This is a genomic window from uncultured Campylobacter sp. (genome assembly GCF_937997405.1).
Taxonomy (GTDB): domain Bacteria; phylum Campylobacterota; class Campylobacteria; order Campylobacterales; family Campylobacteraceae; genus Campylobacter_B.
The window spans coordinates 1-11,616 of the sequence record NZ_CALKTL010000201.1 but is presented as its reverse complement, the minus strand read 5'-3'; the positions used below and the strand labels follow the sequence as shown (position 1 = coordinate 11,616).

Here is an 11,616-nt window from a genome sequence, read left to right as displayed (position 1 = left end):
GCTCGCTTGCACGTTCGCACAGCTTATGATGCACCGTCACGCCATGTCCGTTGCGAAAGCCGATGATGTCGTCACCGCGCTTTGGGTTGCAGCAGTAATCAAACTCAACCTCGTCGATTTTAAAATTTGAATACACCACGATGTTGTCAAATTTTTGCTTCTCGATCTCATACTTGCTGCGAAATTTCATATTGAAAAATTTCTCTTTGAGCGGGTATTTTTTCAGCGCATTTACGACGTCTTTTAAAAATACCGAGTCATAGGCAGCTTTGCCGATCTTTTTGCTTAAATTTTCTTTTTCAAGCCAGCTTAAAATGCTCTCCTTGCTCGTCGTAAAGATCGCGCATAAAATTTTAATTGCTACTTCAAAATTTATATCTCTGATCTTTTGTTTGCAAAACGCCTTTATCGTCGCGCGCGCCTTGCCCGTTTTTACCGAGCTTAGCCAGCTGCAGCGATAATGCGGCTCGTCCCCCGTGATGATATGAACGATGTCGCCGTTTTTAAGCTCCGTTAGAAGCGGCACCTTGACGCGGTTTATAAAGGCTTCGGTGGCTTTTAAGCCCACTTGAGAGTGTATCTCGTAGGCGTAATCAAGCGCCGTGGCGCCGCGCGGCAATGTAAAAATTCCGCCCTTGGGCGAATACACGGCGATATCTTCTACGTAGAGGCTGTCTTTAGCGTATTCGTAAAGATCCTCAGCGTTGGCGTCGTCCTCTTCCTGCATGCCGATGTCGTTTAGCCAATCAAGCTTCGGATTGATCGAGCCGCTATATTTATACTTCCAGTGCGCGGCGACGCCGAATTCCGCGGTATTATGCATATCGAAGGTGCGGATCTGCACCTCTACGATCATACTTTCGTTAAAGACGGTTGTGTGGATCGTCTGATATCCGTTTTGCTTCGGAAGCGCAATATAATCCTTAAAGCGCGATATGAGCGGATTAAATTTAGTATGGATGATGCCAAGAGCCAAGTAGCAATCCATCGGCTTTTGCACGATGATGCGGATGGCCAAAAGATCGAGCACTTCCTCGATCGAAATTCCTTTGCGCTGCATCTTTAAAAATATCGAGTAGTAGTGTTTCATTCGCTTTTGGATCTCAAAGCTACCTTCACTAAAGCCGTTTGAAAGCATATACTCCTTGATCTTTTCGCTAAATTTGCTCAAGCTCATCTGAAGCTGCTGCTTATGCTCTTCGACGTAATCGGCGATTGCCGAATACTCTTTAGGCATAACGTATTTGAAGCTAAGATCTTCAAGCACGTTTTTGATCGATGAAATTCCAAGCCTGTGCGCGATCGGCGCATAAACTAAAAGCGTCTCCTCGCCGATACGTTTTTGTTTATCGGGGCGAAGTGCGTCGAGGGTTAGCATATTGTGTAGCCTGTCGCAGAGCTTGACTACCAAGACGCGCTGATCGTTAATGGAGATCATCAGCATCCTACGGAAGGTAAGCGCGGTAGTTCGCAGCTTGGCGTTGCTATCGCCGGATGGGGCTAATTTATCCTCTCTGATATTTACGATTTTGGTAAGTCCTTCTACGATTTTGGCTACTTCGTCGCCGAATCTTTGTCTAACCTGCTCGATGCTGTAATCTGTATCCTCTACTACGTCGTGTAGTAGCGCAGATATTACCATTGCGTCGTCTCCGCCCATAAAAGATACGAAGCAGGCTACCAAAATCGGATGGATCGCATACGGCTCGCCACTTTTGCGAAACTGCCCGTCATGCTGCGCGATGCATAAATTTATAGCATCCACTAGCAGCGGAGTGGGCTCTTTTAGATTATAAAGCAGCTGCTTGGCGCTTTGAATGTCTTTGGTATCGACGACATCGTCGATGAGACTTTCTAAGAAGTTATCATTAATCCTTGTCAACGATTCCATCTAATGCGATCTTACCTTCGGCTAGTTCCAAGATTGCTATATCGGCAAATTTCATCCTGCGAGTATCTACGTTCTCTATCAGCGGTGGTTCGCCTGCAGCTAGCTGCTCGGCGCGTTTGCTTATCATCAAAGATAGCTTATATCTGTCTCCGCCCGTTACTTTTAAAGCCTTGGCTACAATTTGTTCGGTTCTCATCAATTCTCCTTAAATTTAAAATTTCAGTTTTTTACGATCGAGCAGGAGCTTAGATCTCCGCCATCGACGATTTTGTATAAATTTCCGCTCTTAAACATATTGCACACGATGATTGGGAGCGCATTATCCTTAGCAAGCGCGATAGCCGTATCGTCCATCACCCTGATGTTGTCGTGTAGGGCTTGATCGTAAGTGACTTTGGAAAGCAATTTAGCATCTTTAAATTTTTGCGGATCTTTGTCGTAGATCCCCATTACCTTGGTGGCTTTTATGATAGCGTCGGCTCCGATCTCGATCGCGCGGAGAGTGCCCGCAGTATCGGTCGTGAAGAATGGGTTTCCCGTGCCCGCGGCAAAGATCACGACGCGACCTTTTTCGAGGTGCCTTTTGGCGCGGCCGATGATGAAGGTCTCGCAGATCGCTTCCATCTTTATCGCGCTTTGCACGCGTACGTCCATACCTGCGTATTCTAGCGCCTCTCTCATCGCGATTGCGTTGATGACGGTCGCTAGCATGCCCATATGATCGCCGCTGGTGCGTTTGATGATACCGCTAGCTGCGGCGCTTACGCCTCTTATGATATTGCCGCCGCCGATTACGATGCCTACTTCGATGCCGCCCTCTACGAGCTGCTTGATCTCTTTAGCGATAAATTTTAAAATTTCGCTGTCGATCCCAAAGCCGTTCTCTCCCGCTAGCGCTTCACCCGAAAATTTTACGAGTATGCGATTGTATTTAGCCATAAATTTAGCTCCTAATAAAATTTTAAAATATTATCCAAAAGTCGTTTAAAAATAACTTTTTAGGCTATTTTAGATGATCTTTAAGGCGGTTTATCCAGATTTTTTTCGGAGCGATTATCTCGCTAGCGCTGCCGTTTACGGCGTGATAGATCAACGTGCCGTGCAAGCTCGCGTAGTAGCGGATTATGAGGCGCTGCAAATAGGGCTCGTAGCTCGGCACGAACCAGCCGTTATTGCTGATCGCTACGACATATTTGGGCGAGTCCTCGTAAAGCTCCGCGCGCGTAGCCTCGTAGCAAACGGCGCTTCTTACGATTACGCCGCCAAGCTCGTAGTCGCTAAAACCGCTAGCCGTCGAAAAATCGGTCGCGCCGCCTAACAGCACGCGGTTGATAAAATTCCGCGCAAATTCCGGCAGCGGCACCATTTCGCCAAACGGCACCAAAATGTGCTTATCAAAGCGCTTCATTTCCCCGTTCGTAAAAAGATAGGCGCTGTTGTAAAATTTCCCGTCTTCATACGCTTCCGCGCCCGCTACGATCGTAATTGCGCGCGATTTTTCCTTTAGAGCTTCAACCAGCACATTTTCTAAATTTAGCGGCATCGCAAAGGCGCTCTCAGGCAAGATTATCGCGTCTTGCCCCGCCGCGATCGCATCGTCTATGCGGGCCAAATTTGCCAACGCGGCGGATAAAATTTTATCCTTTGCCCAGATGTCATACTGCGAAATATCGGTGTTTGCGAGCGAAATTTTAATCGGCAGCGGCTCGGGCTCTTTTTGGCTGAATTGCAACGCGCAGATCAAAAACGCCGCGAAAATCGAGGCGTTAAGCTTAGCTGCCGCGCCGCGCCCCCGTAGATACAAAACCGCGCAAAGTCCCGCTAAAATCAGAGCCAGCGCGCTAAGATCGGCTCTGAAAATTCCATGGCTTAGCAGCAGTTCAAAATTTAGCCAATCAAAGCCGAAAGGATGGATAAATTTCAGCGCTAAAAGGCATGCAGCGCGCAAAACGGGCGCGTCAAAGATCGCAAAGATGCGGAAAATAAAGGCATAAACGAGACAAATTCCAAGAATTTCAAGCGGGATCAAAAACGCGAGATTAAAATAGATCAGGCTGAAGCTGATCCAGTGCATCCACAGCGCGCCGATAAAAAATCCGCACCAAAACCACTCCGCCTTGCTTGCTTTTAGCAAATAAAAAAGTGCCGCTATCGCAATTAGAGGCGAGAAAAATTCCGCCGCCAAGGCGATTAAACCGTCAAATTTAGAGCTTAAAATTTCTACGAAAATAAAATTTGAAAGCGCAAGGGCAAGAACAAAGCCTTTATTTATGTAACTTAATGTAAAATAGCTACTTTTTAAATTTCTAATGAAGGAAACACATGGAACAAGGAAACTTCTTTGCATCAATCCTGCCTATCGTCGTAATCTTTGCGATTATGTATTTTTTGATTATCAGACCACAGCAAAAGCAGGCCAAGGATCATAAAGCGATGGTCGATGCGCTCGGCAAAGGCGATAAGATCATAACTAGCGGTGGCATAAAATGCACGGTCGTGAAAACAAACAATGATTTTATCACAGTTAAGCTTAACGATGAGGTCATGGTCGAGCTAGATAAACAATTCGTGGCAAGAAAATTAGATGAGCAGTAAAATTTCATACCGCCTGCTGATCTTTTTAGCTGCGGTTATTTTTTCGGCAATTTTTGCCGCGCCTTCGATCTTTCAGACCGAAAAGGGAAGCAAGATAAACTTGGGTCTAGATCTGCAAGGCGGCCTGCATATGCTTTTGGAAGTTCAAAGCGACGAAGCGGTCGTTTCGAAGATCAAATCGATCGCCGCTAGCGTTAATTACGCCGCCAAGCGCGATGATCTGCTGATGGACGGGCTAAAATTGGAAGGCGATTCGTTTGAGTTTGAAATTTTAGACGCAGATGAGGCTTCCAAATTTGATGCGATTTTGCATAGCGCCGCAAGCGGATTAGACATTCAAAAATCTGGCGAAAAATATCGCGTCACACTAACCCCCGAGGAGGTCGAAGCGACTAAAAAATATGCGATCGAACAGGCCGTCGAGACTATCCGAAACCGCTTGGATCAATTCGGACTTGCGGAGCCAACGGTAGCAAAGCAGGGCGAGAGCTATATTTTGGTTGAGCTTCCTGGCGTCAAAAACGCAGCGGATGAGCAGCGCGCCAAGGATCTGATCGCCAAAGCGGCTCACTTGCAGCTTATGGCGGTGGACGACGTGCGCCAAGACCGCGCGCAGACTATTAGCGCAGCGGATGCCAGAGCCTACGGCGACGTGATCTACCCGGACGTTAAAAATCCAAATTACAAGTATCTCATAAACGAAATTCCAGTTTTAGACGGCGCGATGCTAGTTGATGCGAAGGTAGCTTTCGATCAGCACACCAACCAGCCGATCATAAATTTTACGCTAAACTCTCAAGGCGCTCAAATTTTTGGCGATTTTACCGGTAAAAACGTCGGTAAGCGCCTTGCGATCGTACTTGATGGCAAGGTTTACTCCGCACCGCGCATTAACGAGCGCATCGGCGGCGGCAGCGGTCAGATCAGCGGCGGATTTAGCGTCGAGGAGGCGCACGACGTAGCGATTGCGCTTAGAAGCGGTGCGCTTTTGGCTCCTGTTAAAGTCTCAGAGACACGCAGCATCGGCCCTAGCCTAGGACAAGATAGCATCGATAAAAGTATGGCGGCGCTTAGTCTTGCAGCGGTTGCGATTTTGATCTTTATGATTTTATACTACGGCGTAGCGGGACTTTTTGCCGATATCGCGCTTACGGTCAATATCTTGTTTTTGATAGCTTGTATGGCGCTATTCGGCGCTACTTTGACGCTTCCTGGAATGGCTGGAATCGTACTAACTATCGGAATGGCGGTAGATGCGAACGTCATCATTAACGAGCGCGTTAGAGAGGTGCTAAGGACGGGAGTTTCAATCCGCCAAAGTATAAATAAAGGCTATGAAAACGCGATGAGCGCGATCGTGGATTCAAATATCACTACGCTAATTACTTCTGCTGCGCTTTATGCTTACGGCACGGGTCCAGTGAAGGGCTTTGCCGTCACGATGAGTATCGGTATCGTAGCGTCGATGATAACGGCTATTTTAGGCACTCACGGAATGTTTGAGCTAGTAATAGATAAGATGGAAAAAAGCAAAAATACCGCGCTTTGGCTCGGTTATAAAGTAAGAGGAGGCGCAAATGCAAGTGTTCGATAAGGGCAAAATTTATGATTTTATGAAATTTAGATATTTTACCTTTGCGCTTTCTGCTGTTTTGATAATAGGCTCTATTGCGCTATTTTTCATTAAGGGCATTAATTACGGCATCGATTTTAGCGGCGGTACGCTTATTCAGGTTAAATACGACGCTAAAGCACCACTTGATGAGATCAGAAAGCGCTTCGAAGCGGCAAATTTAGGCAATATCAACGTTACGGAATTTGGTAGCGATCAAGAGGTCACGATTAGATATTCAGGCGCTGCGAGTGAACTGGGCGATAATCCCGCCTTAGCGGCGCAAAAAATTTTACAAGGTAGTGGAAACTTCGACATTCGCAAGGTCGATATCGTAGGTCCTAAAGTCGGCGAGGAGCTTCGCACAAACGGAATTTTAGCGGTATGTGTGTCGTTTGCGCTCATTTTGGTTTATATTACCTTGCGGTTTGAGTGGAGATTTGCGATTGCAGCCGTATTATCGGATCTGCACGACGTCGTAGTTGCCGTAGGCGCGATGATTTTAGCCGGCGTGGATTTCAACCTTGAAATTCTAGCCGCACTGCTAACTATAATGGGCTACTCGCTTAACGACACCATCGTTGTTTTCGATAGAATTCGAGAAGGAGTAAAAGATAGCAAATCGATTAAGCTTGATGAGGTTATAAACGAATCGATCTCTCATACGCTATCGCGCACGCTGCTTACTTCGCTTACTACTCTCATCGTCATCGTGATTTTATTCGTCTGGGGCGGAGAGATGATCCACGGCTTTAGCTTCGTGATGCTAATAGGCGTCATAGCAGGAACTTTCAGCTCCGTATTTGTAGCTGCTCCGATGCTGATTTTGTTTAAATTTAATGTCGAGAAATACCGCGCGTTTTTGGCTGAAAAACAGCGCCGTATCAAAGAGAAAGAAAAGAATCGCGCCATGTATGAAAAAGGCACGGTGTAAGGATAAAAGATGAACTGGGGAAGGGTAATTTACATATTTTTTGCGCTGATGAGTATGACTACGATAGGCGGGTTTTTGTATGAGAAGAATGAAATTTTACTTTTCATAGCAACCAGCGTGAATGCAGTTTCGACGCTTTTGAAGGTAGGCGTGCGAAATATGCTAGCAGCCGAGCTTTTTGCAAGCTCGCTCGTAGCGGATCTGCATCTCATACCGGCGTTCGTTTTGATTGTAGTAGCGCCGGGAGATCTATCGATCGTGACCTCGCTTGCCATCGGCGCGCTACTTGCAAACTTTTTCTCGCTAATTTTAATAGCGATTGAGTCGGCAAAAACTAAAGACGAATTCTAGGAGCGCAAAATGCCTTACGATAGTAAAAGTATTGAGCTTAAATGGCAGAAAATTTGGGATGAAGAGGGAGTTTTCGAGCCTAAGGACGATTACAGCCTGCCTAAAAAATATATCCTTTCGATGTTTCCCTACCCAAGCGGCCGCATCCACATGGGGCACGTGCGAAACTACAGCATCGGCGACGCGCTGAGTCGATATTATAGACTACGCGGATACAATGTGCTTCAGCCGATCGGCTTTGATAGCTTCGGTATGCCTGCGGAAAATGCGGCGATCAAACACGGCATTCACCCTAAAACTTGGACTTACGAAAATATCGATTATATGAAAAACGAGCTGCACCGCCTGGGCTTTAGCTTTTCGGCTCGTCGCATGCTCGCCACCTCCGATCCGCTTTATACGCGCTGGGAGCAGGAATTTTTCATAAAACTTTTTGAAAAAGGACTCATCTATAGAAAAAGCGCCGTGGTAAATTGGTGCGAGCACGATCAGACGGTGCTTGCCAACGAACAGGTAGAGGAGGGCAGGTGCTGGCGCTGCGGCAACGAGGTCGTGCAAAAGCAGATGCCGGGATATTATCTAAAAATTACCGCCTACGCGCAGGAGCTTTTGGATTGCCTAAAGCAGCTTGAGGGCAAGTGGCCCGCTCAGGTGCTTACGATGCAGGAAAACTGGATCGGGCGCAGCGAAGGTTTGGAATTTAGCTTTAAATTTGACGAGCAAAGCAGCGCCAAACTTGGTGGCATCGAGGGCTTTAAGGTTTTTACGACACGCCCTGATACGATCTACGGCATGAGCTACGCGGCGGTCGCGCCGGAGCACGAGGTCGTAAAGAGGCTTTTGGATAAAGGTTTACTCGACGCGGAAGCTACGGCGAAGGTAAGAGAAATTTTAAATCAAAGCCCGCGCGAGCGCCAAGCAAGCGATAAGGACGGCGTGAGCCTCGGAATCAGCGTGCTTCATCCGCTAAGCGGCAAAAAGATCCCCGTTTGGACCGCAAATTTCGTCCTAGCAGAATACGGCGGCGGTGCGGTTATGGCGGTACCTGCGCACGACGAACGAGACTTTGAGTTTGCAAAGAAATTTAACCTGCCGATCATCCAAAGCATCGCTCCTAAAAGCGGCGATTATGACGCTAGCAAAGCTTACGCAGAGAGCGGAGTTTTGGTAAATTCCGAAGAGTTTAGCGGCATGGATAGCGAGAGGGCAAAAAGCGCCGTCATCTCAAAATTTGAAGAGTTAAAGCTCGGACGCCGCGTGGTAAATTTTAAACTGCGCGATTGGGGAGTGAGCCGCCAGCGCTACTGGGGCGCGCCGATCCCGATGATCCACTGCCCAAAATGCGGGCTTGTAAGCGAAGAAATTTCAAATCTGCCCGTAGAGCTTCCGCAGGATATTAAGATTACTGGCAAAGGAAATCCACTCGATACACATCCTAGCTGGAAGTTTTGCAAATGCCCTAAATGCGGCGGCGACGCGATGCGCGAGACCGACACGCTCGATACATTTTTTGAAAGCTCATGGTATTTCGCGCGCTACGCAAGCGACGAGCGAACGTGGCAGCAGCGGGCATTTGACGAACAAAGCGTGAATTACTGGATGAACGTCGATCAGTATATTGGCGGCATCGAGCACGCGATCTTGCACCTTTTGTATGCAAGGTTTTTCCAAAAGGCTCTTCGCGACATAGGCTATCTGCGCGATAGCGAGCCGTTTGAACGGCTGCTAACCCAGGGCATGGTGCTAAAAGACGGCGCAAAGATGAGTAAAAGCAAAGGAAACACCGTCGATCCCGATGACATTATCGAGACCTACGGCGCCGATACGGCGAGACTTTTTATACTTTTTGCCGCGCCTCCTCAAAAGGAGCTTGAGTGGAACGACAGCGCGGTAGAGGGCGCGTATAAATTTTTAAATCGCCTTTACGATCGCGCCGAAAATGCCTACGCTACTGATAAAATTCCACAGATCGACCACGCTGCTTTAAATAAAGAGGAAAAATACGCCCGCCTTAAAGTTTATGAGGCGCTTAAGAAATCGCAGCAGGTTTATGAGAGCAGTTTTGCTTTTAATACCCTAATCGCTGCGTGTATGGAGGCGCTAAATGCGCTAAATGCGCAGAGCAACAAAGACGTATTTACCGAGGGCTACTTTGTGATATTAAACCTGCTTGAGCCTATCGTGCCGCACATCTGCGCCGAGCTTAGCGAGAAGCTGTTTAAGAGGCGAAATTTCGGCGAGCTGCGAGTTTGCGAAGAGGTCTTTGAGAGCGATACGATCAAGCTTGCCGTCACGATTAACGGCAAAAAGCGCGCCGAGTTTGAAGCGGATGCAGGCCTAAGCGAGGGCGAAATTTTAAGCCTTGCAAAGCAAAACTGCGTCAAATGGCTAGAGGGCAAGAGCATCGTAAAAGAAATTTACGTCAAAAACAAGCTCGTAAATTTGGTGATAAAGTAGGCGAAGATGAGAAGAGTTTTAACCGTTTTTTGTTTGATTTTTTTAATCGGCTGCGGCTACAAGCCCGTTTCGAGGATCGCGAAAGAGACGATGAGCGGAAGCGTATTTGTGGATGTGATGATGAGCAAGACCGATCCGCAAAACACCGTCGCTATTAAAGATGCGATCAGGCAGGGTATAGTTCAGCGCCTAGGGATGAGCCTTTCGGATAAAAACTCGGCGCAGACGATCGTAGTAGCGAGTATAAAAAGCCTAAGCTTTAGCGAGCTTTCATACGATCAGTTCGGCTATGTCACTAGCTACCGCGCAAATCTCATCGTAAATTTCAGCACCAAGCTTAAAAACGGCGAGGTTTTCAGCAAGGATTGCGTGGGCGATTACGATTTTAAAGTTAGCCGCCTAGTCAAAAATAGCTACGATACGAGCTCGATCATTAGCGATAAGGACCGCTACAAGGCGATCGAAAATGCCTCCGCGCAGGCGTTTGACGAGTTTATTTCGGCGCTTGCGATTAGGGGATTCAGACTTGAGCGGGCGCAGCATTAAAGAATTTTTGCAAAATCGCCCGATTTATTACAAAAAAATCGACTACGAGCGCTTCCCGCGGGCGTATGCTGCCATTAAAGATAAAATTCCGCTCAAAAACGTCATTCAAATCATCGGCACCAATGGCAAGGGCAGCACCGGGCGGTTTTTGGCTAACGCGATCGCCGCAGCGGGCTTTAGCGTCGGGCACTACACTAGCCCGCACGTTTTTAAGCTCAACGAGCGCATCTATCTAGGCGGACGCATCGCGCAAAGTCCCGTTTTTGCGTTAAATTCCGACGCTTCAAATTTTAAAAACGAGCAAAATTCCGCTTTGGTGTCAAATTTTACAGAAAAACAAAATTCCGCAAAGATGCAAAATTTTGCGAACAGAGAAAATTCCGCCTCTCAAATTTCTATTTCTAATTTGAAAAATTCCACCACGCAGGATTTTATCGCCACTCAGAATTCGCACGGCGAGCAGAATTCCGCCCTGCAAAACTCCGTTTCTACCACACGAAATTTTTGTAGCGAGCGTAATTCTATCGCGCGAAATTCGATCGATACGCAAAATTCTGCTTCTACACAAAATTTATGGAATTCGCAAGATCTTAAATCGATGTCTGAGCAAAATTTCAATTTCTCGCCGGAGCAAAATTTTAAATCTCCGCTAAGATCAAATTTTAAATCCGCTCAAAGCTCGCCTCCCATTTCGCTAGGGCGCGATGCTACGGATGAGGAGCTTGATTTCGCGCATGAGTTTTTGCAAGAGAGCTTGCCCGCGGAGTTTAAAGATAGCCTGTCATATTTCGAGTATCTCACGCTTGCGGCGGCAGTGCTTTTTAGGGATTGCGATTACTGCGTGATCGAGGCAGTCACCGGCGAAGCAGCTGAAAACTATCTCTACGAGCAGGCCGACCTGATTGATAGCATCCGCCAGCTCTTCAACAATAGTCCTCAGCTGATGACGGCTATCCGTAAGACCCTCGAGGAGAATGTAGAGCTCGGTAAGCAGGTCGGAGAATATATCCGTGAGCAGATCGCCGAGAAGAAGCGTCAGCTCCTAGAGAAGCGTGTCGAGGTCGGCGGTGTACGTCTCTTCCTCATCGAGAAGGAAGCTCCCGCTGAGATCGTCAAGGACATCGCCTTCCAGATCGCAGGTGAGCTCCATGAGCCCTTCGTCTTCGTAGCGGCTTGTGTTGATCCTAGCTCTCAGAAGCCTAGCCTTACGCTGATGATCAGCAAGGATCT

General features: G+C 47.5%; 11 protein-coding genes. 7 read left to right on the top strand and 4 right to left on the bottom strand.

All coding sequences use genetic code 11. The features are described 5' to 3' along the window. The 4 genes from Q0372_RS10315 to Q0372_RS10300 form a co-directional block, all read right to left on the bottom strand. Positions 1-1,891 (bottom strand): RelA/SpoT family protein (locus tag Q0372_RS10315; protein ID WP_298105640.1); only part of this gene is annotated, 1,891 nt, incomplete at its 3' end. Continuing rightward, entirely contained in the window at positions 1,869-2,087 is a 219-nt protein-coding gene (locus Q0372_RS10310) for a DNA-directed RNA polymerase subunit omega (RefSeq protein WP_291935955.1), read from the bottom strand. The genes Q0372_RS10315 and Q0372_RS10310, both read right to left, overlap by 23 nt. A 23-nt stretch (positions 2,088-2,110) precedes the next feature. Continuing rightward, the gene (pyrH, locus tag Q0372_RS10305; protein ID WP_005872284.1) at positions 2,111-2,830 is read right to left on the bottom strand and encodes a UMP kinase; all 720 of its coding nucleotides are present in this window, start codon (positions 2,828-2,830) and stop codon (positions 2,111-2,113) included. Positions 2,831-2,894: 64 nt separating this feature from the next. Continuing rightward, a complete protein-coding gene (locus Q0372_RS10300) occupies positions 2,895-4,238 on the bottom strand; it encodes an apolipoprotein N-acyltransferase (protein WP_298105637.1) in 1,344 nt (447 codons plus the stop codon). Between Q0372_RS10300 and yajC the strand changes: the two genes are divergently transcribed. From yajC to Q0372_RS10265, 7 genes are all read left to right on the top strand, one after another. Continuing rightward, complete coding sequence (gene yajC, locus Q0372_RS10295) at positions 4,214-4,486, top strand: preprotein translocase subunit YajC (protein ID WP_005872282.1); 273 nt, start codon at positions 4,214-4,216, stop codon at positions 4,484-4,486. The genes Q0372_RS10300 and yajC overlap by 25 nt on opposite strands. Then, on the top strand, positions 4,476-6,080 hold the full coding sequence (gene secD / locus Q0372_RS10290) for a protein translocase subunit SecD (RefSeq protein ID WP_298105635.1): 1,605 nt from the start codon (positions 4,476-4,478) through the stop codon (positions 6,078-6,080). The genes yajC and secD overlap by 11 nt, the downstream gene beginning before the upstream one ends. After that, entirely contained in the window at positions 6,064-7,032 is a 969-nt protein-coding gene (secF, locus tag Q0372_RS10285; RefSeq protein WP_291935970.1) for a protein translocase subunit SecF, read from the top strand. Before secD ends, secF begins: the two co-directional genes overlap by 17 nt. Before the next feature lie 9 nt (positions 7,033-7,041). Next, positions 7,042-7,383, top strand: coding sequence for a DUF6394 family protein (locus Q0372_RS10280; RefSeq protein ID WP_005872279.1), 342 nt, complete (start codon positions 7,042-7,044; stop codon positions 7,381-7,383). A gap of 9 nt (positions 7,384-7,392) precedes the next feature. Next, the gene (gene leuS, locus Q0372_RS10275; RefSeq protein ID WP_298105632.1) at positions 7,393-9,840 is read left to right on the top strand and encodes a leucine--tRNA ligase; all 2,448 of its coding nucleotides are present in this window, start codon (positions 7,393-7,395) and stop codon (positions 9,838-9,840) included. A 6-nt stretch (positions 9,841-9,846) separates the two neighbouring features. Beyond that, a complete protein-coding gene (gene lptE / locus Q0372_RS10270) occupies positions 9,847-10,386 on the top strand; it encodes an LPS assembly lipoprotein LptE (RefSeq protein WP_177389347.1) in 540 nt (179 codons plus the stop codon). Beyond that, positions 10,367-11,616 (top strand): hypothetical protein (locus Q0372_RS10265; RefSeq protein WP_298105628.1); only part of this gene is annotated, 1,250 nt, incomplete at its 3' end. The genes lptE and Q0372_RS10265, both read left to right, overlap by 20 nt.

Coding starts and splice junctions, on each gene's coding strand:
- Q0372_RS10310 (WP_291935955.1), bottom strand. CDS start 2,087: ATGAGAACCGAACAAATTGTAGCCAAGGCTTTAAAAGTAACGGGCGGA.
- pyrH (WP_005872284.1), bottom strand. CDS start 2,830: ATGGCTAAATACAATCGCATACTCGTAAAATTTTCGGGTGAAGCGCTA.
- yajC (WP_005872282.1), top strand. CDS start 4,214: ATGGAACAAGGAAACTTCTTTGCATCAATCCTGCCTATCGTCGTAATC.
- Q0372_RS10300 (WP_298105637.1), bottom strand. CDS start 4,238: ATGCAAAGAAGTTTCCTTGTTCCATGTGTTTCCTTCATTAGAAATTTA.
- secD (WP_298105635.1), top strand. CDS start 4,476: ATGAGCAGTAAAATTTCATACCGCCTGCTGATCTTTTTAGCTGCGGTT.
- secF (WP_291935970.1), top strand. CDS start 6,064: ATGCAAGTGTTCGATAAGGGCAAAATTTATGATTTTATGAAATTTAGA.
- Q0372_RS10280 (WP_005872279.1), top strand. CDS start 7,042: ATGAACTGGGGAAGGGTAATTTACATATTTTTTGCGCTGATGAGTATG.
- leuS (WP_298105632.1), top strand. CDS start 7,393: ATGCCTTACGATAGTAAAAGTATTGAGCTTAAATGGCAGAAAATTTGG.
- lptE (WP_177389347.1), top strand. CDS start 9,847: ATGAGAAGAGTTTTAACCGTTTTTTGTTTGATTTTTTTAATCGGCTGC.